At 70.6% G+C, this 21,581-nt stretch carries 14 protein-coding genes; 9 read left to right on the forward strand and 5 right to left on the reverse strand.

Features of this window, described 5'->3' with window-relative positions:
- Positions 1-70: 70 nt before the first annotated feature.
- Complete coding sequence (locus tag SSP29_RS34350) at positions 71-2,239, reverse strand: RICIN domain-containing protein (RefSeq protein WP_438363829.1); 2,169 nt, start codon at positions 2,237-2,239, stop codon at positions 71-73.
- 1,125 nt (positions 2,240-3,364) lie between these two features.
- Between SSP29_RS34350 and SSP29_RS34355 the strand changes: the two genes are divergently transcribed.
- On the forward strand, positions 3,365-4,753 hold the full coding sequence (locus SSP29_RS34355; protein ID WP_150135458.1) for a hypothetical protein: 1,389 nt from the start codon (positions 3,365-3,367) through the stop codon (positions 4,751-4,753).
- Positions 4,754-4,804: 51 nt separating this feature from the next.
- Here SSP29_RS34355 and araD read toward each other — a convergent pair whose 3' ends face one another.
- The 3 genes from araD to araB are packed head-to-tail and all read right to left on the reverse strand — an operon-like array spanning position 4,805 to position 8,858.
- The gene (gene araD / locus SSP29_RS34360) at positions 4,805-5,545 is read right to left on the reverse strand and encodes an L-ribulose-5-phosphate 4-epimerase AraD (protein ID WP_089104799.1); all 741 of its coding nucleotides are present in this window, start codon (positions 5,543-5,545) and stop codon (positions 4,805-4,807) included.
- A gap of 56 nt (positions 5,546-5,601) precedes the next feature.
- Positions 5,602-7,119 carry an L-arabinose isomerase gene (gene araA, locus SSP29_RS34365; protein ID WP_089104800.1) on the reverse strand — a complete coding sequence of 506 codons (1,518 nt, stop codon included), beginning with the start codon at positions 7,117-7,119 and terminating at the stop codon, positions 5,602-5,604.
- A gap of 56 nt (positions 7,120-7,175) precedes the next feature.
- A complete protein-coding gene (gene araB / locus SSP29_RS34370) occupies positions 7,176-8,858 on the reverse strand; it encodes a ribulokinase (RefSeq protein ID WP_218036945.1) in 1,683 nt (560 codons plus the stop codon).
- A gap of 357 nt (positions 8,859-9,215) precedes the next feature.
- Between araB and SSP29_RS34375 the strand changes: the two genes are divergently transcribed.
- The 6 genes from SSP29_RS34375 to SSP29_RS34400 all read left to right on the forward strand — a co-directional run bounded on the left by SSP29_RS34375 (position 9,216) and on the right by SSP29_RS34400 (position 18,166).
- Positions 9,216-10,355, forward strand: coding sequence for a LacI family DNA-binding transcriptional regulator (locus tag SSP29_RS34375; RefSeq protein ID WP_089104801.1), 1,140 nt, complete (start codon positions 9,216-9,218; stop codon positions 10,353-10,355).
- Positions 10,356-10,713: 358 nt separating this feature from the next.
- On the forward strand, positions 10,714-12,105 hold the full coding sequence (locus SSP29_RS34380) for an extracellular solute-binding protein (protein WP_089104802.1): 1,392 nt from the start codon (positions 10,714-10,716) through the stop codon (positions 12,103-12,105).
- Between the two features lie 85 nt (positions 12,106-12,190).
- On the forward strand, positions 12,191-13,129 hold the full coding sequence (locus SSP29_RS34385; RefSeq protein ID WP_089104803.1) for a carbohydrate ABC transporter permease: 939 nt from the start codon (positions 12,191-12,193) through the stop codon (positions 13,127-13,129).
- Positions 13,130-13,215: 86 nt separating this feature from the next.
- Positions 13,216-14,091: a carbohydrate ABC transporter permease gene (locus SSP29_RS34390; protein WP_245883413.1), complete on the forward strand. Its 876-nt coding sequence runs from the start codon at positions 13,216-13,218 to the stop codon at positions 14,089-14,091.
- Positions 14,092-14,147: 56 nt separating this feature from the next.
- Positions 14,148-16,307, forward strand: a complete 2,160-nt coding sequence (locus SSP29_RS34395) for a beta-galactosidase (protein WP_089104804.1) — start codon at positions 14,148-14,150, stop codon at positions 16,305-16,307.
- Positions 16,308-16,360: 53 nt separating this feature from the next.
- Positions 16,361-18,166, forward strand: coding sequence for an RICIN domain-containing protein (locus SSP29_RS34400; RefSeq protein WP_089104805.1), 1,806 nt, complete (start codon positions 16,361-16,363; stop codon positions 18,164-18,166).
- 107 nt (positions 18,167-18,273) lie between these two features.
- Here the strand turns inward: SSP29_RS34400 and SSP29_RS34405 are convergent, their stop codons facing one another.
- On the reverse strand, positions 18,274-19,248 hold the full coding sequence (locus SSP29_RS34405; protein ID WP_150135463.1) for an enoyl-CoA hydratase/isomerase family protein: 975 nt from the start codon (positions 19,246-19,248) through the stop codon (positions 18,274-18,276).
- Positions 19,249-19,298: 50 nt separating this feature from the next.
- Here SSP29_RS34405 and SSP29_RS34410 point away from each other — a divergent pair, with 50 nt between their 5' ends.
- Positions 19,299-20,318, forward strand: coding sequence for a CoA transferase (locus SSP29_RS34410; protein WP_089104806.1), 1,020 nt, complete (start codon positions 19,299-19,301; stop codon positions 20,316-20,318).
- On the forward strand, positions 20,258-21,577 hold the full coding sequence (locus SSP29_RS34415; protein ID WP_150135464.1) for an amidohydrolase family protein: 1,320 nt from the start codon (positions 20,258-20,260) through the stop codon (positions 21,575-21,577). Before SSP29_RS34410 ends, SSP29_RS34415 begins: the two co-directional genes overlap by 61 nt.
- Positions 21,578-21,581: the final 4 nt, after the last annotated feature.

Genomic DNA, 21,581 nt, shown 5'->3' on the forward strand with positions numbered 1-21,581 from the left:
TGGCACTCCTGCGCAAGCCAACCGCAGCGGGTGCCGGCATACAACCCTCCGGCACCCGCTGCTGTGACTACTAGCTCCTGCTCCACTGCTGGGTGGCGGTCCCGAGGCCGGTCCACAGCTCGACCTTCGAGCCGTTCGCCGTGCCCCAGTTGGTGACGTCGATGACCAGTCCGTTCGATCGGTTGACGATGGTCTTGTCCAGGCGGAACGACCACTTCTGGCTGCTCTTGCCGTTGCAGGCCCACAGGATCAGCTGGGTGCCCGCCGTGGTGCCGTCGCCGTTCGCGGCCAGGCACTTCCCGGAGATCCGCAGCTCGCCCGCGGCGGTCTGGGTGATGGTCTGGTTGGCGTTGCCCGAGCAGTCGTAGATCTGCACCTGGACACCGGTCGCGCCGTTCGGGACGTCGAGGCAGCGACCGGAGTACGCGCCCTTCAGCGTGAACGTCGAGTCCGTGGGCAGCGGATCCTGGACCAGCTGCCAGTCCTGCGAGCCGTCATCGGTCGACGCGGCCACGGTGACGGAGCCGCCCGCGGTCGCGCCCGTCATGTAGAAGCCCGTGTTGAGCACCGAGCGGAGCTTGTAGTAGCCGCTGGTCGAAGAGGCGACCAGGGTCCACTGCTTGTCGGTGGCGCCGTCGTCGACCCACTGGGCCAGCTTCTGCCCGGCCGTCGCACTGCCCGTCCAGATGGCGACCGAGCGGCCGCCGGCCTTGTTGAGCAGGGTGATGTTGGAGCCCTTGGCCGTGGTGTGCCAGCGCTGGGTGTCGTCAGAGGCGCTCACGGCGCTCGTGACCAGGTCGGGGACGTTGCCGGTGAGGTTGGCGTCCTGCGTCTTGCCGGAGGCGGGGGCGAGCGCCTGACCGGTCAGCCGGTTGACGAGGGTGTAGTAGGCACCGTCGGACCGGCCGAGATCGACCTCGGCGTACTTCACCGGGCCGACGCTCGTGCCGCTCCAGGACGCCTGGAGGACCAGCACGCGTCCGGTCCCGTCGACGTACTGGAGGTCGCGGCTGTACCCGGCGGCGATCGGCGTCTGGTACTGCTTCCAGGTGCCGGTGCTCAGTCCCGACTCGTTCACCCACACGCTCCCGCTGCCGGCCGCGTTGTAGACGATCCGGCCGTCGGGCATCGGGAGGAGTACCGGACTGCCGCCCGTCGCCAGGGTGCTGCCCCCTGAGGGCACCGGCAGCGAGGTGATCGCCGCGTCCGTGCCCGCGTAGAACTTGGTCGGGTCGTCCGCGATCCGGTACCGGACGTTGGTCCCGCCGCCCCAGTACTCGTACGTCATGATCCACTTGCCGTCGGTGGTGGGCGCGACGGTCGTCATGCCGGGGCGTCCGCCGCCGATCTCCGTCTTGCCGCTGCCCATGTCCACGGTCGAGCCGGGCACGTCGACGACCGGACTGCTCCAGGCCGACGTGCTGGTGCCGTCCCACGTCCGGTGCATCAGGACCTGGCCGCCGGAGTCCGTCGCCGTGTCGTTGGCGGTGTCGAGGGTCGGGGCTCCGGTGCTCGTGTTGTAGCCCGTGTAGTCGTTCTCGTCGGAGTAGTAGGCGATCAGCTGTCCGTTGTGAGCCAGCAGATGCGGCTCCCACACCGGGTCGACCTGCTTGTACGTATTGGCGGTCGAGGTGCGGCCCAGGCTGCCCGCACTACCGCCCTGCCAGCCGCCGGCGGCGATGATGTTCTGGAAACTCCAGGTCGCCCCGTCATCGGTGCTGGAGTACAGGGCCAGCGACACGTTCTTGCGGTCGCCGTCGCTGGTCGGCGTCCAGCTGGAATTCGCCGCCTTCTGCTCCTGGTAGTAGGAGTCGTCCCCCGAGACGATGCTCGCGAGAAGGAGCGTGCCCGCGCTCAGATTCCCGACGCTCTGCGGAAGAACATAGAGATACGGGTTCGTCCAGTTGCTCGTGTATTTCGCGTACGCGGAGTCGGTGGACAGATAGGCGGGCGCTTTCACATCGGAGAGCTTCGCCCAGGTCGTGCCGTCGTCGTCGCTCTTGTAGATGGGCATCGTCTGCCCCACCGGAGCGGTCTCGCTGTCCTCGAAGGTCGCCACGATGCGCCCGCTGGGCAGCTGGGCCGACTTCGGGTAGAGCACGCAGGGACTCTTGTTGCAGGCAGCGGAATTCGTCGCCGTATAGAGGTTCGCGGGGCTCGGCTGGTATGCCGACGCACCCGTCGCGGCGGCGATGGTGAATGCAACACCGATGCCCGCGGCTGCTACTGCCCCGAGCACCTTTTGTATCAGATGACGTCTCAACTCGGTTCCTTTGAGCGGTTCCTCTGGGGGGAATGAGCGGAACGGAAATGTGAGGACAGTATTGGGATACGGCGGCGGCGTGTCACGAGCAGGTTTCCGAAAGTGTTTCGCGTACGGCCCGTGACCGGGTCTTGACGCGGCAACCGCGGTGCCGAGGCGCGCCGTGGGCCGGCGGCGGCTGCCGAGGGTGCCTACGAGATCCCCGCGCAGACCAAGGCCGGTGCGCTCCGGACACGCCCGGCGGGGCCCGGGACGGCTCCGTGCGGGTTGCCGGATGCCGGGGCGCCGTCGGCGTGCTGAACGACCGTCGAGCAGGTCCGGGCGGAAACGCGTCGTCCTGCCGGGCGCCCCGCCGAATCCGGCGAAGCCGCCCTCCGGTTGCCGCGGCATTCCCGCGCGCGGCCGGTCCACCGGTCGGTCGCGGACGATGTGCGCCGGAAGCGCTCCGCAGGTCGCCCCCGGCCCGGCCGGGCCCGACACGAAGCCCGTGGCCTCCCCCTTCCAGGCCATGGGTTTCGCTCCGGTTTCCAGGCGTTTCCCTGCGGGGGCGGGGCCCACCCGGCCATGGCCGACCTGATCTGGCCTGCCATCCGCCCCTCGGGGTCGACCACTCCTGGTGCGGGTGGCCGTGCCGACGGTTCCGTCGAGCCGTGTGCGGGTATCCGTGGCGGCACTCCCGGCGGGAACGGGCCGGTCCTGGCGGGGACGGCCGAGGCGCCGCGGCACCTCGACGGCAGCTCCATCGCCCGGATCGCCGGAGGGCCTCTTCTCAGGGCTCGGGTCGGCAAGGCATCCGAGGCTCTGAGGAAACTGTGAATTCACCCTGTGAGGTTGCGCTGCATTCCGTGTGATGAGATCGGGCGGATTTACGGCGTGCCTCCGACCGGTGTTCTTGCCGGGCGTGGCGAGAAGTCTCCCTGCGAAATCAAGCCGTCGATACCCGCTGTGAAAGCTGAGCTTGCGTCCCGCGAATTGCTGTTTCCCGGAAGCGCTGTGATGCTTCCTCGGTGTTATGGCGCCGCTGCCGACGCACGCCGAGTCAATCGATCGAAAGCGCCGGCAGTCGGTTACGGACCTGTCTTTTTCCTGTGGAGGACTGCAATGCCTGAGCGCAACGAGAACGAGATGGACGACGCCGGCTATTCCGGGGACGTGAGCCGTCGCTCGTTCGTCGCGGCGACGACCCTCGCGGTGGCGGCCACGGCCGTCCTGGGCAGCGCGACGACGGCCGGAGCCGCCACGAACGCGGCGGCCGGGCTGAAGGTGGGCGCCGGCAAGGCCGCGTTCACGCCCAGTGCCTCGATCCTGCCCCTGGACAACTTCACCTCGGTGCACGACGACCTGTACGCGCGGGTCCTGCTGGTCGAGTCCGGCTCCCGCCGTGTCGCCCTGGCCGTGCTGGACCTCACCTCGATCAGTGCCGAGGCGATCGGGCTGATGCGCGAGGCCATCACCGCGGCCACCGGCATCGCGGCGGCGAACATCATGGTCACCGTCACGCACTGCTTCTCCGCACCGCACGTCGCGGACAGCACTTCGTCGGCGGGTGCCGCGACGTACGTGCAGAACATCGTCACCGCCACCAAGAGCGCGGTCGCCGACGCGGTCAAGAACCTTCAGGACGCCCAGGTCGGCTACGGCCGCGGTGCGGCCGACGTCAACGTCAACCGCAACGCGCCCACCGCGGACGGCTACTGGCTGGGCGTCAACGAGCAGGGCACCTCGGACCACGGCGTGTACGTCGCCCGGTTCAACGATCTCGACGGCAACCCGATCGCCGTCCTGACCAACTACAACGTGCAGTCCTGTGTGATGCAGGACTCCGTCATGAGCGACGGCAGCCTGCCGATCACCGCCGACCTGGCCGGCGCCGCCACCGCGCACGTGGAGAGCCAGTACCCGGGCGCCGTCGGATTCTGGCTCGTCGGCGCCTGCGGCGACCAGTTCCCGGCCTACCGCTCGAAGCGGTACACGATCGACAAGAACGGGGCGTGGACCTACGGAGTCGACCTGCACGACGCCGGCTTCGCCCTGCTGACCGCGCAGGGCGAGCGCCTGGGCAACGAGATCGTGCGGGTGTCCCAGGCCATCACCAGGTACGAGAGCGGCAGGAACGTCACGGTCCGGCTGCTCACCGACGACGTCACCACCACCCAGATGGAGACCGACCACCCCACGGGCCCGGTGAAGACCGCCACCTACACCCCCACCGACACCGTCGAGGTACCGGTCTGGGTCTTCCAGGTCGGCAAGGGCGTGTTCGCCGGCGTGGAGCCGGAACTGTCCACCAGCACGGCGGACGCCATCCGCAAGGCCTCCCCGTTCGCCGGCACCTTCGTCATGTCGATGTTCGAGGGCGGCGCCAAGAACATGCCCGACCGCTGGAACTACGACAACTTCACCTACGAGGCACGCGACGGCTTCTACGTCGAGGGCACCGCCGAGAAGGTCGCCGCGCGGATCGAACGCCTCGTCAAGTCCCTCAACTGACAGGGGAGTTACGGGTGTCCCTGGCCCGAGCGCCCGCGCCGGTGGCGGTCGTCACCAGGAGCGGGCCGGGGCCGGGGCCGTCACCTCCGGGTTGCCGTAGTACGCGTCGGGGCCGTGTTTGCGGGTGTAGTGCCGTTCCAGGAGATGTCGGGGCGGCGGGGCGGTGGGGATCAGGGCGAGGGTGTGGATGGCGATGTCGGCGACGGCTTCGCAGATGATCGCGTGTTCCAGGGACTTGCGCGCGCTCGCACCCCAGGTGAACGGGCCGTGGTTGGCGACCAGCGCGGCGGGCACCTCGGCGGCCGTCCGGTCGTCCGACTTCAGCAGGTCCACGATGACGCGGCCGGTGTTGTACTCGTAGTCCGTGGCGCACTGCTCCGCGGTGAGGTCCGGAGTACACGGTATGGGGCCGTTGAAGGTGTCGGCGTGGGTGGTGCCCAGGACGGGGATGTCCCGGCGGGCCTGGGCGAAGGCGACCGCGTGGGTGGAGTGGGTGTGGGTGACTCCGCCGACGGAGGGGAACGCGAGGTACAGACAGCGGTGGGTCTCGGTGTCGGTGGAGGGGCGCAGGTCGCCGTCGACGACCGCGCCGTCGGCCAGTCGTACGGTGACCAGGCTGTCGAGGGAGAGGTCGTCGTAGGGAACCCCCGAGGGCTTGATGACGAACACCCCCGCCTCACGGTCGACTCCGCTGACGTTGCCCCAGGTCAGGGTGGCGAGACCGACCTGGGGTATGGCCAGATTCGCCGCCAGCACCTCCTGGCGCAGGCCGTCCCGTACGGTGAGGGTCATCGGTGCTCCTTGTTCTTGCCGTGGTGACGGGACGGTTCCGTCCGAGGGCGGGGTGCTCACAGCGGCTGGTCGAGCCGGTGGTAGGCGGCGTTCCACCGGATCTCCTTGGCGAACTGCCCGGTGGTGGTGTTCTCGTCGATGGTCAGCAGTTCGACGCCGGTCATGGCGGCGAAGTCGGTGAGCGTCTCGATGTCGACGGCCGAGCTGAGCACGGTGTGGTGCGGGGCACCGGCGAGCAGCCAGCTCTCGGCGGATTCGGCGAGTGACGGGCGTGGCTTCCACACGGCCCTGGCCACCGGGAGCCGGGGCAGGGGCTGTCCGGGGGCGACCACGTCCACGGTGTTCGCGGTGAGCCGGAAGCGATCGCCCACGTCGGAGAGGCCGACGACCACGGCGGGGCCGGGGGCGGCGTCGAAGACCAGACGGACGGGGTCCTCGCGGCCGCCGATCGACAGCGGGTGGATCTCGCAGCTGGGGCGGTCGGCCGCGATGGACGGGCAGACCTCCAGCATGTGGGCGCCGAGGATGCGCGGTTCGCCAGGCCCGAGGTGGTAGGTGTAGTCCTCCATGAAGCTGGTGCCACCGGGCTGTCCGGAGCCCATGACCTTCATCGTGCGCAGCAGGGCGGAGGTCTTCCAGTCGCCTTCGCCGCCGAAGCCGTATCCGTCGGCCATCAGCCGCTGGACGGCGAGGCCGGGCAGCTGGCGCAGGCCGCCGAGGTCCTCGAAGTTGGTGGTGAAGGCGGTGAACCCGCCCTCGTCCAGGAAGGTACGCAGACCGAGCTCCAGGCGGGCGGCGTACCGCAGCGCTTCGTGGCGGACGCCGTCCGGTCTCAGTATCGGGCGGACGTCGTACTCCTCGACGTAGCTCGCGGCGAGCTCGGCAGCCGCCTTCTCCTCGACGGCGTCGACGACCTTGACCAGATCGTTCACGCTGTAGGTGTTCACGGAGAACCCGAACCGCAGCTGGGCCTCGACCTTGTCGCCCTCGGTCACGGCGACATCGCGCATGTTGTCGCCGAAGCGGGCCAGCCTGAGGGTGCGCGACGCATGCCGGCCGGCGGCGGCCCGGCACCAGGTGGCCACGCGGCGCTGGACGCGGGCGTCGCTGGCGTGGCCGGCCACGATCTTGCGGTTCACCCCGAGTCGGGACCCGATGTGCGCGAACTCGCGGTCTCCGTGGGCGGCCTGGTTGAGGTTCATGAACTCCATGTCGATGCTCGACCAGGGGAGCGACAGGTTGTACTGGGTGTGCAGGTGGAGCACGGGCCGGTCCAGGGCACTGAGACCGGCGATCCACATCTTGGCCGGCGAGAAGGTGTGCATCCAGAGGATCACACCGACGCAGGCGTCGCTGGTGGAAGCTTCCTGGCAGAGCCGGCGGATGGAGTCGGAGTCGGTGAGGACCGGCTTCCACACGATCCGCAGGGGGATCTCGGCGCTTGTGTCCAGTCGCTCCGCTATGCGCTGGGACTGGTGGGCGACCTGGTTCAGGGTCTCCTCGCCGTACAGGCCCTGGCTGCCGGTCAGGAACCAGATCTCGCCAGGGAGCCGGTATGTGGGGTCGCTCGCCATGAGGTGTCCTTTCAGAGGGGAGTGCTGGGGGCCGCGAACCGCAGTGAGCCGCGCGTTCAGGCGGAGGCTTCGGTGCGGATGCGGCGCAGTCGGTGCATGACGTCGTTGGCGCCACGGCCGAAGTGGTCGTGCAGCAGCCGGTATTCGGCGTAGAGACGGTCGTAGGCCGCGGCCCGGTCCGGGTCGGGCAGGTACATGCCGGGACGGGCACTGCCCATCGCGTGTGCCGCGGCCCGGATGTCGGGATACGCGCCGGCCGCGACCGCGGCGTGCATGGCCGCGCCGAGGGCGGGACCCTGCGCGGAGTCGATGACGCCGAGCGGGCGGCGGGTGACGTCGGCGTAGATCTGCATGAGCAGCGCGTTCCTGGTCAGTCCGCCGGCGATGATCAGCTCCTGCACCGGGACCCCGGACGACTCGAAGGCCTCGATGATGGTGCGGGTGCCGAAGGCGGTCGCCTCCAGCAGGGCGCGGTAGACGTCCTCGGGGCGCGTGGACAGGGTGAGACCCAGCACCACGCCGCTGAGGTCGTGGTCGACCAGGACGGACCGGTTGCCGCTGTGCCAGTCCAGGGCGATCAGGCCGTGCTCGCCCACCTTCTGCCTCGCCGCGAGTTCGGTCAGGTACTCGTGCGGGGTGCGCTGCATGCGCTCGGCCCGCTCGGCGTACTCGACGGGGAACCCCGTACGCAGGAACCACGCGAAGATGTCACCGACTCCGCTCTGGCCGGCCTCGTAACCCCACAGACCGGGCAGGATGCCGCCGTCGACGACCCCGCACATGCCTGGCACCGTGCCCTGCCGGTCGGAGCTCATCACATGGCAGGTGGACGTGCCCATGATGGCCACCATCCGGCCGGGCTCGACCGCCGTGGCGGCCGGCGCCGTCACATGGGCGTCCACGTTGCCGACACAGACCGCGATGCCCTCGGGCAGCCCCGTCCATGCGGCCGCTTCCGCCGTGAGCCGTCCGGCCAGGGCGCCGAGCTGGGCGATCGGCTGGTCCAGCTTGTCGGTCACGAAGTCGGTGAACGCGGGGTTCAGGGCGGCGAGGTAGTCGGCCGAGGGGTAGCCGCCGTCCTGGAACTGGCCCTTGTACCCCGCGGTGCAGGCGTTACGGACGTACGTCCCGCACAGCCGCCACACGATCCAGTCCGCCGCTTCGATCCAGCGGTCGGTGAGGCCGTAGATCTCCGGGTCCTCCTCCAGCAGCTGGAGGGCCTTGGCGAACTCCCACTCCGAGGAGATCCGGCCGCCGTAGCGCTCCAGCCAGGGTTCCGCGCGCTCCGCGGCCAGGGCGTTGATGCGGTCGGCCTGGCCCTGCGCGGCGTGGTGGCGCCAGAGCTTGACGTAGGCGTGCGGGCGGCCGGCGAGCCCGGGAAGTTCACACAGGGGGGTGCCGTCGGCGCATACCGGCAGCACCGTGCAGGCGGTGAAGTCCGTCCCGATGCCGATCACCTGCTCGGGCCGCACCCCGGAACGGGCCAGAGCTTCGGGAACCGCATGGCGCAGGACGCCGATGTAGTCACCGGGCACTTGCAGAGCCCAGTCGGGAGGCAACGGGGTGCCGTCGGGCAGCTCCCGGTCCAGGACCGCGTGCGGGTAGGCGTACTCGCCGACCGCCAGCTCCGCGCCGTCGCTCACCCGGACCACCACCGCTCGCCCGGAGAGCGTCCCGAAGTCCACACCCACGACGAACTGATCGGCGGGTCGGCGGTCCTTGTCTTCGACGGTCACCACGATGGCGCCCTTTCGTTCGATGGGTCGGTCACTGGCCGGCGGGAAGAACCCCGGGACGCGTCACCGGGCAATGGGCTGAGGGTCAGTACGGCACCAAGGGTGACTGACTGCGCAGTCATCTCCGACTGCGCTGTCATGTCTACGCAGTCATATTTCGGCCGTCAAGGGGTTTCGCGCACGTTTCTCGGCTCGCCGATCCGGCGCCCCTCGGGCGCTCCCGGACTGGTGCCGGACGCGGGAACGTCATATTACGAATATGTTCCGCACTCTTGACGGACATCTTCTGACTGCGTAGACATGGCTGCGCAGTCAGGTCGTCGGAGCAACCGGCGCGGAACGCGGCCATCGGGAGACATCATGACGCCATCAGCAGGACGGGCCGGCGTTTCCGGCGCGCCCCGGAGCGTGGATGTGGCCCGGCTGGCGGGCGTGTCGCAAAAGACGGTGTCGCGGGTCTTCAACGACGAGGCGTACGTCTCCGCAGAGGTGCGCAAGCGCGTTCTCGACGCGGCCGACGAACTCGGCTACCGGCTGAACCACGCGGCCCGGGCGCTGGCCTCCGGCCGGACCCGCTCCATCGGCGTGGTGACGCTCGGGACGGCACTGTACGGACCCGCGTCACTTCTCATCGGCGTCGAGCGGGCCGCCCGGGACACGGGTTACGCGCTCCGCGTGGTCAACACCCTGGAAGGCGATCCGGGGGGCGTCGGCGGAGCCATCGACTCGCTCCTCAAACAGGGTGTGGACGGCATCGTCATCTCCGAGCCGATCGACGAGGAGGGGGACGGGGGAGCGGTCCCCGCCGACGTGCGCGTACCGGTGCTGGTCCTGGGTGCGCCCGTGGCCACGACGGGCCCCGGCACCGTGGCCGCCGGCGTCGGCGCCGACCTGCTGGCACGGGCCGCCACCGAGCATCTCCTCGACCTCGGACACCGGACCGTCCACCATCTCGCGGGTCCGCAGCGCTGGTATGCCGCCCGCGACCGCCTGCGGGGATGGCGTGAGGCTCTGGAGGCACGAGGCTGCGACGAGCCGTCGGTCGTCGAGGGCGACTGGTCCGCGGTATCCGGCTACGCGGCCGGCCGGGAACTGGCCGCCGACCCCGGCGTGACCGCGGTGTTCGCCGCCAACGACGACATGGCCATCGGCCTCATGCGCGCCCTGACGGAGGCCGGCCGCACCGTGCCGGACGACGTCAGCGTCGTCGGATTCGACGACATCCCGGTGGCCGCGTTCGTGACCCCGCCGCTGACCACCGTGCGCCAGCCGTTCGACGCCGTGGCCCAGGAAGGGCTGAGACTTCTCGTCCACGCCATCGAGAAGCCCGAAGCCGACCTGCCCCCGGCAAACGATCCGCCTGTCGAGCTCGTCCTTCGCGCGTCGACCGCGCCCGCTCCGTCCCGTACGGATCCGGGCGGAGTACGGCGCTCCACCACGCCTCCCCGTCGTGGCGCGAAGGCCGCGCCGCCGAATGGAGGTCCATCCGACCGTTCCTGATCGACTTCAGCCCCCGTCGGCCCTGACCACGGTCCCGGGCCGGACCTGTGACGCACACGCAGCCGCCGCACGGCCCGCTGCCCGGTCTGCCCCTCCCTGCCACGCCGGCTCAGCCGCCCGCGGGGACTCGGGCACCGCACCATCTCCTTCTCGCCGAGCGGGTTGCTGCACCGGCGCCTGCTCCGACCGCCCTCCCCCTCGTGGTCCGCCATCCGCACCGCGAGCCGGGAGCAGCCGATGACGACGTGCCCTTCCACGCACCGCACCCGAAGTCCCGGTCGTCACCTCCTCGCGTTCCCTTGCCCGGTATGCCGCCGCAGGCATGCCCTCACCTTCGCCCAACCGGCGGGAGTTCACCATGCCCAGATCCATCGTCACGTCCTCCTCCCCGAGCCGTCGCGGATTCCTCGCCGCCGTGGGGGCGGCGACCTTCAGCGTCGCGCTGTCCGCCTGCAGCGGCGGCAGCGGCAGCGGGGGCAGCGGCGGCAGCTCCGCCAAGCCGCTCTCCCAGGCCGACATCGACAAGGCGATGAAGACGCCGACCGAACTCACCTTCTGGACCTGGGTCCCGAACATCGACAAGGAGGTCGCCCTCTTCCAGCAGAAGTACCCGGCCATCAAGGTCAAGGTCGTCAACGCCGGTCAGGGCGTGGCCCACTACACCAAGCTGCGCACGGCGATCAAGGCCGGCAAGGGCGCACCTGACCTGGCGCAGGTGGAGTACCAGGCGATCCCCACGTTCACCATCACGGACAGCCTGCTGGACCTGAGCCCGTACGGCGCCGCCGATCTGAAGAGCAAGTTCGTGGACTGGACCTGGGCGCAGGTCAGCGGTTCCGGCGGGGAGATCTGGGCGATCCCGCAGGACACCGGCCCGCTCGGCATGCTGTACCGGCAGGACATCTTCGACAAGCACGGCATCAAGCCGCCGACGACCTGGGACGAGTTCGCCGCCGCCGCGCGCAAGCTGCACAAGGCCGACCCGGGCGTCTACCTGACCAACCTCGCGGCGAACGAGGCCGCCGCCTGGCACGGCCTGCTGTGGCAGGCGGGCGCCCACCCCTACGCCCTGTCCGGCAAGAGTGACATCACCATCGACGTGAACGACGCGGTCTCCAAGAAGCTCGGCACCTACTGGGGCGGCCTCGCGAAGGAAGGCGTCATCAGCACCGACCCGGACTTCACCGACGGCTGGTACGCCGGGCTCAACAAGGGCAAGTACGCCACCTGGATCACCGCCGCGTGGGGCCCGGCGTTCCTCTCCGGTTCCGCCAAGGCCACGGCGGGCAAGTGGCGGGCCGCCCCGCTGCCGCAGTGGGACGCGTCGAGCCCCGTGTCCGGGAACTGGGGCGGCTCGACCAGCGCGGTCATCCGCTCGACCAAGAACCCCGTCGCCGCCGCGCAGTTCGCCCAGTTCCTCAACAGCGACCCCGCGAGCGCGAAGATGTTCGCCACCGAGCAGTCGTTCTTCCCCGCGACCAAGGCCCTGCTCGCCGACCCGTCCTTCGCCGGCGCCACGCCGACCTTCTACGGCGGCCAGAAGGTGAACCAGGTCTTCGCCGACATCAGCGCGACGGTCAGCGACGACTTCCAGTGGCCGCCGTTCCTCGACCAGGCCGCCACCGACTGGACCGAGACCGTCGGCAAGTCCCTCGCCGACAAGACCGACAGCGGTGCCGCCCTCGACGCCTGGCAGCAGCGGCTCACCACCTACGCCAAGGGCCAGGGCTTCACCGTCAAGTCCGCCTGACCGCCGGCGGGTCCCGGCCCCGGCGCCCTCCGCCCGGGCCCCGGGACCCGCGGCCGGCCCTCCCCACATCCAGAAAGGCCCGTTGATGACCGCCATGACCGCGGCCTCCACCGAGGACCCGCGCCGAGCAGGGCCGCAGCGCCGCCGGCTCGGTGGCCTGCGCCACGGTGCGGCAGGCCCGTTGTTCATCGCACCGTTCATGGTGCTGTTCGTGCTGCTCTTCCTGACCCCGCTCGGCTACGCCGCCTATCTCAGCCTGTTCCAGGAACGGCTCATCGGCGGGACGACGTTCGTCGGGCTGGACAACTACATGACCGCCCTGAAGGACCCGCTCCTGCGGGAGGGCCTCCTGCGGGTCGCGGAGTTCTTCGCGATCCAGGTCCCCGTGATGCTGCTGCTGGCGCTGCTCTTCGCGCTCGCGCTCGACAGCGGCCTGCTGCGGCTCGCCAAGGTCATCCGGCTCGGCATCTTCGTCCCGTACGCGGTACCGAGCGTCGTCGCGACCCTCATGTGGGGCTACCTCTACGGCCCCGACTTCGGCCCCTTCGCCCAACTGGGCCGCAAACTCGACGTGCCGGTCCCCCACTTCCTCAGCGACACCTGGATGCTGGGCAGCCTGGCGAACGTGGTGACCTGGGAGTTCGTCGGCTACAACATGATCATTCTCTATGCCGCGCTGCGGACCATCCCGGGGGAGCTGTACGAGGCGGCCGCCGTGGACGGCGCCGGCGCCTGGCGCATCGCCTGGTCGGTCAAGCTGCCCGCGCTCCGGCCGGCGCTCCTGCTGACCCTGCTCTTCTCGGTGATCGGCAGCTTCCAGCTGTTCAACGAGCCGAAACTGCTGCAGACCATCGCCCCCGACGTGATCGACAGCTCGTACACCGCGAACCTCTACGCCTACACCCTCGCCTTCACCGGACAGCAGGTGAACTACGCGGCCGCGGTCTCCTTCCTCCTCGGCCTGGTCATCGTGGTCTTCTCCTACGCCGTGCTGATCACCGCGAACCGCAGGAGGACCTCGTGACGGTTGTCTCCCAGTCCTCGACCCGGGCCCCCGCGACCCCGGCCACGACCGCCTCCGGGGCCACCGCGTCCCGTCGGGCGGCCAGGATCCCGCGCGGGCGCCGCTCCCCGGTCCGGCGCCGCAGCACCCCGCTGACGATCGTCATGCTGGCCGTGCTCGCCTACTTCCTGCTGCCGCTGTTCTGGCTCGCCGTCGCCTCGACCAAGAGCACCCAGGACCTGTTCAACAGCTTCGGCCTGTGGTTCTCGCACAGCCCGCGACTGCTGGCGAACATCAGGCAGACCCTGACCTACGACGACGGCGTCTTCCTGCACTGGCTGCTCAACACGGTCCTGTACTCGGTCGGCAGCGCCCTCGGCGCCGCACTGCTGGCCACCGCGGCCGGATACGGCTTCGCCAAGTACCGGTTCCGGGGCAACGGCACGGCCTTCAACCTGGTCCTCGGCGCCATCATGATCCCGACCACGGCACTGGCGATCCCGACCTACCTGCTCTTCGCCAAGGTGGGACTGGTCAACACCCCCTGGGCGATCGTCCTGCCCTCGCTCGTCAGCCCGTTCGGCCTCTACCTGATGCGCATCTACGCCCAGGACGCCGTACCCGACAGCCTGTTGGAAGCCGCCCGGATCGACGGCGCCGGCGAGCTGCGGATCTTCGTCCGGATCGCCCTGCGGCTGCTGGCCCCGGGTCTGGTGACGGTCGTCCTCTTCACGCTCGTGGCGACCTGGAACAACTACTTCCTGCCGCTGATCATGCTCAACGACCCGAAGCTGTACCCCGTCACGGTCGGGCTCTCCTCCTGGGCGGCCCAGGCCCAGAACGGCGGGGCCGGCGCCAGCAGCGACATGCTCGCGCTCGTCGTGACCGGCTCGCTGATCTCGGTCATCCCCCTCGTCGTGGCCTTCCTGATGCTCCAGCGGTACTGGCAGAGCGGCCTGGCCGCCGGCGGTGTCAAGCAGTAAGCGCCGGCGACCACACCCCTGCTCCTTCTCCCATCCCCCCTCTTGGAGGTCCCTTCATGGCGGTCCTGCCCGCCCGTGTCCTGTTCGGCGCTGCCTACTACTACGAGTACACGCCGGCCTACGGCGGCACGCAGCCCGACGACCAGCTCAAGACCGACCTCGACCTGATGGCCGACGCGCACTTCACCGTGATCCGCGTCGGGGAGTCGGTCTGGTCGACCTGGGAGCCGGAGAACGGACGGTTCGACCTCGACTGGCTGCAACCCGTGCTCGACGGCGCCCACGAACGCGGCATCTCCGTGATCCTCGGCACGCCGACCTACGCCGTGCCGCCGTGGCTGGCCCGGCAGTACCCGGAGATCACCGGCGAGCGGCGCACGGGCGAGCGGATCGGCTGGGGCGCCCGCCAGGAGGTGGACATCACCCACCCGGCGTTCCGGTTCCACGCCGAGCGCGTGATCCGGAAGATCGCCGAACGGTACTACGACCACCCCGCGGTCATCGGCTGGCAGGTGGACAACGAACCGGGGCTGCACCTGCTGCACAACCGGGGCGTGTTCGAGCGGTTCGTCGACCACCTGCGCCACAAGTACCGGGACGTCGAGACCCTCAACCGCGAGTGGGGCCTGGTCTACTGGTCGCACCGCCTGTCCACCTGGGCCGACCTGTGGACCCCGGACGGCAACGAGCAGCCCCAGTACGACGTCGCCTGGCGGGAGTTCCAGGCCCGCCAGGTCACCGAGTTCATCGGCTGGCAGGCCGACATCGTGCGCGAGTACGCCCGGCCGGAGCAGTTCGTCACCACCTGCATCTCCTACACGCGAGGCGGCGTGGAGGACGACCAGTTGTCGGACCGCCTCGACATCGCGTCCGGCAACCCGTACTACGACATGCAGGACGGCCTGCTGCTCCCCGACCCCACGCCCGACGCGCACGAACAGATCTGGAAGACCACCGGAGTCTGGTCGATGTACCAGACCGCGGACTGGATGTTCTCCTCCCGCCAGGAGCCGTTCCTGGTCACCGAGACCAACGCGAACTCCATCGGCTTCCCCTGGGACAACCGCCCCGGATTCGACGGCCAGTGGCGCCAGGCCGCCTGGGCCCATGTGGCGCGCGGCGCCCGGATGATCGAGTACTGGCAGTGGCAGACCCTGCGCTTCGGCGCCGAGACCTACTGGGGCGGCGTCCTCCCGCACAGCGGCCGCCCGGGCCGGACGTACGCCGAGATCGCCAGGCTGGGCGCGGAGTTCGAGAAGGCGGGACCGCTTGTCGCGGGGCTGGAGCCGGACGCCGACATCACGATGGTCTACTCGACGCCGAGCAAGTGGCTGATGCAGAAGTACCCGCCCCTGGCGACCGCGGACGGCGCCCCGGACCCGGCCTCCTACCACCGTATCTTCGACCCGTTCTACCGGGGTGCCTTCGACGCCGGCCGTCAGGTCCGCATCGTGCACGTCCGGCAGCTCCACGACCCGGACGGCGACCGGGAGGGCATGGCACCCGCAGAGGCGGCCCGTCGTCACCCGGTCCTGGTGGTGCCCGCCCTGTACCTCGCCCACGACACCACCGTGGACTGGCTGGCCGCCTACGCCCACGCCGGCGGCCATCTCGTCCTCGGCCCGCGGACGGCCTACGCCGACCACGAGGCACGGGCCCGGCTGGAACCGGCCCCCGGCGGTCTCGCCGCCGCGGCGGGCGTGACGTACGACGAGTTCAGCAACCTGCCCGCCGGGATCACCGTCACCGCCACCCCCGACGGCCCGCTCGACCTCCCCGCGGACGCGACGGCCACGCACTGGGCGGACGGCCTGACCGTCCACGACGCCGAGGTACTCGCCCACTACGATCACCCCCACTTCGGCAGGTGGCCGGCGATCACCACCCGCCGCCACGGCGAGGGGCGCATCACCTGCGTCGGCACCGCCCCGGGGCGCGGTCTCGCCCGGGCCCTCGCCGACTGGCTGGCGCCCGCCGCGCGCAGCGGATGGCAGGACCTTCCGGCGTCCGTCACCGCCACCACGGGCACGGCCTCGGACGGCCGCACGGTGCACGTGATCCACAACTGGAGCTGGCAGCCCGCGCGGGTTACGGCTCCCGTCGAGCTGACCGATGTTCTCGACGGCGCTCCCGTCCCCGCGGGCACGGCGCTTGAGCTGGGCGCCTGGGACGTGAAGGTGCTCGTCGCCGCAAGTTCCGACGGAGCGAGGGTCTAGGACGAAGGCCCGTCGGTGTCACCCCGAGGACCACCCACCTCAAAGGAGAGGCTGTGCAGAGAAAGAGACTGAGACACCTGCTGGGAGCCGCCGTCGCGGCCGCGGCACTGCTGGCGATCCCCGCGTCCGGCGGTGCCCAGGCGTACGCCCCGACGGGCGGGACCATCTACCAGCTCGGCAGTGAGGCGTGCCTCAAGGGCCGGGGGAACTGCGCGGTCTACCCGAAGTCGGCGGAACTGCCGAACGGCCGGCTGGTCGCGTCGTTCGAGAAGTCGACGGTCCCGGCCTCGGGCAGCGCCGACGGGCAGACGCTTCCCGTCTACAAGAGCGACGACGACGGTACGACCTGGCAGTCGCTGTCCGAGGTGAAGGCACCGGCCTATCTGTCCAGCGACGCCAAGTACGCGAAGTACACCAGCAACTGGACCAACCCGTACCTGTACGTCCTGCCGCAGGACGTGGGCAACCTGAAGCAGGGCACCCTGCTGCTGGCGAGCGTCGTGTCGGGCGACGACTACTACTACAAGGAGCACAAGGCGGCCGACCCGACCTGGACGCCCACCAACGACGGCGACCGCAAGGACGTGGCGATCGCGCTCTACTCCAGCACGGACAACGGGGCCACCTGGAAGGTCGAGAACGTCGTCGCCACCGGCGGCTGGCAGGGCGGCAGCGCGGGCGCGGTCGGGCAGAACGTCTCCTCGGCGAACACCAACCACCAGGTGGACCCGGTCTGGGAGCCGTACCTGATGGTCTACAAGGGCAAGCTCGTCTGCTACTACTCCGACGAGAACGACTACACCGGCTTCGACGCGACCACCGGAGTCGCCACCCTCGACTCCGCCAACGACACCGCCACGGACTCACAGGGCCAGATCCTCGTGCACAGGACGTGGGACGGCCAGGCGGCGCAGTGGAGCGACCCGGTCGTCGACATCGCCGGGCTGACCCAGGACATGGGAAGCGGCAAGTCGGAGATCGGCGGTGGCCGGCCCGGCATGACGAACGTGGTCCGCACCACCGACGGCAAGTGGATGATCACCTACGAGTACTGGGGCGGCGGCGCCAACACCCGCTACCAGATCGCGAGCAACCCGCTGGAGTTCTTCAAGGGGTCCGCCACCGGAACCGGCGTCAACTCCCTGCCCGTCGACACCGGCTCCCACACCCTGGCGACCGGCGGCAGCCCGGTCCTCGTCCGGCTGCCCGGCGGCCGCCTGGTCTACAACGCGGCCGGCAGCGCGAGCGTCTGGGTCAACCAGACCGGACGCAGCGACGGCACCTGGAAGGAGTACCAGACCACCTCGAAGGCCGGCTACAGCCGCAACCTCCAGTACGTCGACGACACGGGCCGCCTCGTGATCCTCAACAACCAGGGGACCTCGACGATCGCGTACGCCGAGACGGACCTCGGCAACTCGGCCGGCACCTACTACCAGCTGTTCAACCGCAAGACCGACCAGGTCATAGGCACCGGGAACAAGACCAACGACGCCAACCTCGGCAACGGTGACGTGCCCGACGTCCGGCTGGAGGACGCGGGTTCGGCGGCCAACACCGACACCCAGTTCTGGCACGTGGTGACCGAGCCGGGCGGCGGAACCACGCTGCTCAACAAGTCGGGCGGCCGCGCGGCGGCGATCTGGACCGGCAGCGCGACGGCCGGGCAGAAGATCGGCCAGTGGGTCGACAACAGCTCCACCGGCAGCTGGAACCTCGTCAAGACCAGCGACGGCCTCTACAAGCTCCAGGCGGTCAAGAACACGAGCCTGTACCTGACCGGAGCAACCGCCGGCGGGCAGCTCACCCTGCAGACGGCGACCACGGACGGCTCCCAGGACTGGGAACTCGTCCGGTAGCCAGTAGCCGCCGCTGACGCGAAAGGACAGTCGGCACGAACCTCGTCACCGGTCCATCGGGGGATGGACGGACTCGGTGGCGAGGTTCGTGTCGATAGGGGGGTCCTTCATTCGCCGATGCCGGTCCGCGACCGAGTCATGCGGGGCGCGGCGGCCGGACCGGGGGACAACGCGTCGACCAGTCCCCACCTCAGTGCCGTTTCCACGTCTGTCGCGGCACCCGACAGGGCCAGGTACGCGGCTCGTTCGCGGCCGATGCGGGCAGGAAGGCTGACGGTGCCGCCGGCACCGGGGATCAGTCCCATCCCGATCTCGGGAAGCCGGAAGGTCGTACCGGCGGCGGCCGTGACCGATCCCGCGAAGGCGGCCAGCTCGATGCCCGCGCCGACGCAGGAGCCGTGCACATGGGCCGTCACCTTGGGGGCGCACCGCAGGAGCAGTGCGGCGGGGCTGCGGTGAACTCGTACGTGGTGCGCTTCGGCAGGGTCGCGCGACGTGCCGAACTCCGAGAGGTCACCGCCGCTGCAGAAGGCGGGCCCGTTGCCGTACAGGTCGACGCGGGTGACCGTCGGGTCCAGCACGGCGACCTCCAGTGCCTCGCACAGGGCGTCCCGGGTGGCGGCGTCGAAGGCGTTGCGCACCCATGGGCGGTCCAGGGTGAGTGTCATGCGTGCACCGTCGCGGCGCACCCGAACGGGCTCGGTGGCGGGGCGCGAGGCGCGGGGGCGGGCCGAGGCCAGCCAGGTGCGGAAGTCCCGGCCTGCCTGGAGCGTGGAGTAGGCGAGGGATTCGAGAACGAGACGGTCGGACCCGGAGAGCGCGCGGCCCATCCGGAGTACCTGGACGAGGCTCAGGCTGGCTGCCGGATGGCGGGCCACGGTGGTGTGCAGGAGCCGTGCGGTGGCGTACGGATCGGCACAGCTCACCCACGGGCGCGGGGGATCGGGGGCGGCCGTGAGCAGGACGTCGAACTCCTCGCTCGTCTCCCTTGGTCGGGCCGCGACGGCGACCCGCACGTGGTCCGTCCCGGCCGGTGACGGCGGGGCGCGGTCCAGGTCGACGCAAGTGAAAGGCGACTCCACGGTCGGGAAGTGTAATCTGGCGTCTCCTGAAGGAGAAGGGCGTTCACTTCATGGAGAAGGTAGTTCTCGATCAATGGGCGGCCGACGTCGAGCCCTTCCTCGGACCGCTGTTCGAGGTCGTGGACGACTTCACCCGGCTCACGGGCGTTCCGGTCGAGCTGCCCGACGTCCTGTTCCGCCGCGCCACGTCGGCCTCGTTCGAACGGCCCGGGAAGGTGTCCGCGGGCGGCTCCTGCCACCTCATGGCCGCCGAGGACGGCTGGGTGGCGATCAACCTGGCCCGGCCGGACGACGAAGCCTCCCTCCCAGCGCTGCTCGCGCTCCTCGACGCCGTGCCCGGCACCGATCTGCGAACGGCCGTACTGCGATCGTCGGCCACCCGGGCGGCCCGCGCCGCCCAGTCGCTCGGCATCCCGGCCGCGGTGCACGCGGAGGCCCTGGGCGGTCGTGGTCCGGTACACGCGGAACGCCTCGGTGCACGCGAGCCGCGCGACCTCGACGGGCTGCGAGTCGTCGACCTGTCCGCGCTGTGGGCCGGGCCGCTCTGTGCTCGGCAGCTGGGGCTGGCCGGAGCACGGGTCGTGAAGGTGGAGAGCACCGAACGCCCGGACGGGGCGCGCTTCGGGCAGCCCGCCTTCTACGAGTGGCTGCACGACGGCCACGAGAGCCTGGTGCTGGACTTCGCATCCGGTGCCCTGGCCGCCGCGGTCGCCGAGGCCGACGTGGTCATCGAGGCCTCCCGGCCGCGCGCCCTGCGGCGACTGGGCGTACACGCCGAGGAGTTCCTGGCCGCCCGCCCGGGCAGGGTGTGGGTCGGCATCACCGGGTACGGACGCGACGACGACCGTGTCGCCTTCGGCGACGACGCGGCCGTGGCCGGCGGCCTGACCGGCCTGGACGCGTACGGAGCCCCGGTGTTCCTCGGCGACGCGCTCGCCGATCCGGTCACCGGACTGTACGCCGCCCACGCGGCCGTGCGTTCCCTGGCGCGCGGCGGCGGCGAGCTGGTATGCGTGTCCATGGCCGGCTGCGCCAGTGCCCTCGCGGCGAGCCGGGCGGCGCGGTGCTGATCAGGGCGGTGGAGGTCGAGGGACACGGCCTGGTGGACGTACGGATCGGGGCCGACGGCCGGATCGCGGAGCTCGGCCCCCGCCTCACCGGACCGGCGGACGTGCACGGGCGCGGCGCGGCGCTGCTGCCCGGGCTGCACGACCATCACGTCCACCTCACCGCGCTGGCGGCGGCGACCGCCTCCGTAAGGGTCGGACCCCGCGACGTACGCGGACCCGCCGGACTCGCCGAGGCGCTGCGCCAGGGGCCACCAGGCGCATGGGTGCGGGCCGTCGGCTACCACGAGAGCGTGGCCGGAGAACTCGACCGGTGGACCCTGGACGCGATCGTGCCCGACCGGCCGGTACGGGTGCAGCACCGCAGCGGCGCCATGTGGTTCCTGAACAGCGCCGCACTGCGGTCGGCCGGCCTGGGCGACGGCGCGGACCGTGACGGTCGGCTGTGGCGGTCGGACGAGCGGCTGCGCCGCCTGGTTCCTCAGGTCCCGCTGGACCTGGCCGGGCTGGGACTCCGTGCGGCACGGTGCGGCGTCACGGGGTTCACCAACGCCGACCCGCGCCCGGCGCCCGGCCTTACGCGGACCCTTGCGGTACTGCCGCAGCGGGTGCTCGTCATGGGAGCGGACGCCACGGCACCGGTCAAGATCATGCTCGACGACCAGAGCCTGCCCACACCCACCGGCCTCGCGGACACCGTCGCCGGAGTGCGGCCCCGCCCGGTCGCCGTGCACTGCGTCACCCGGGTGCAGTTGCTGGTGACCTTGCTCGCCCTGGAGCAGGCCGGACCGGTCGAGGGCGACCGCATCGAGCACGGGGCGGTGATCCCGGACGAGGTCCTGCCGTGGCTGCGGCGGCTCGCCGTGACCGTGGTGACGCAGCCGCACTTCCCCGTCGAGCGAGGCATCGAGTACGCCACCGATGTCTCCCCGGACGACCGGCCCCACCTCTACCGCTGCCGCAGCCTGGCCGAGGCCGGCGTCCCGGCGGCGGCCGGAACCGACGCACCGTACGGCACCTCCGACCCGTGGGCGGTGATGCGGGCGGCCGTCGCACGCGAGGACGGGGAGGCCGTCACGGCCCGCGCGGCCCTGCGGCTCTTTCTCGGTGCTCCCGAACAGCCCGCCCGGCCACGGCGGTTGGCGGTCGGCAGCCCGGCCGACCTGTGCCTGCTCCATGTGCCGCTGCACGAGGCGCTGGACGTGCTGTCCGCCGATCTCGTCCGGGCCGCCTACGTCGGCGGCCGGGCGATCACTCCTTGACACG

This window comes from Streptomyces hyaluromycini (assembly GCF_002217755.1).
GTDB lineage: Bacteria > Actinomycetota > Actinomycetes > Streptomycetales > Streptomycetaceae > Streptomyces > Streptomyces hyaluromycini.

Bases quoted from the DNA above. Each gene is read 5' to 3' on its own strand.
- araA (WP_089104800.1), bottom strand. From the start codon at position 7,119: ATGGCGAGCGACCCCACATACCGGCTCCCTGGCGAGATCTGGTTCCTG.
- araD (WP_089104799.1), bottom strand. From the start codon at position 5,545: ATGACCCTCACCGTACGGGACGGCCTGCGCCAGGAGGTGCTGGCGGCG.
- SSP29_RS34375 (WP_089104801.1), top strand. From the start codon at position 9,216: ATGACGCCATCAGCAGGACGGGCCGGCGTTTCCGGCGCGCCCCGGAGC.
- SSP29_RS34415 (WP_150135464.1), top strand. From the start codon at position 20,258: ATGCGTGTCCATGGCCGGCTGCGCCAGTGCCCTCGCGGCGAGCCGGGC.
- SSP29_RS34395 (WP_089104804.1), top strand. From the start codon at position 14,148: ATGGCGGTCCTGCCCGCCCGTGTCCTGTTCGGCGCTGCCTACTACTAC.
- SSP29_RS34410 (WP_089104806.1), top strand. From the start codon at position 19,299: ATGGAGAAGGTAGTTCTCGATCAATGGGCGGCCGACGTCGAGCCCTTC.
- SSP29_RS34355 (WP_150135458.1), top strand. From the start codon at position 3,365: ATGCCTGAGCGCAACGAGAACGAGATGGACGACGCCGGCTATTCCGGG.
- SSP29_RS34385 (WP_089104803.1), top strand. From the start codon at position 12,191: ATGACCGCCATGACCGCGGCCTCCACCGAGGACCCGCGCCGAGCAGGG.
- SSP29_RS34380 (WP_089104802.1), top strand. From the start codon at position 10,714: ATGCCCAGATCCATCGTCACGTCCTCCTCCCCGAGCCGTCGCGGATTC.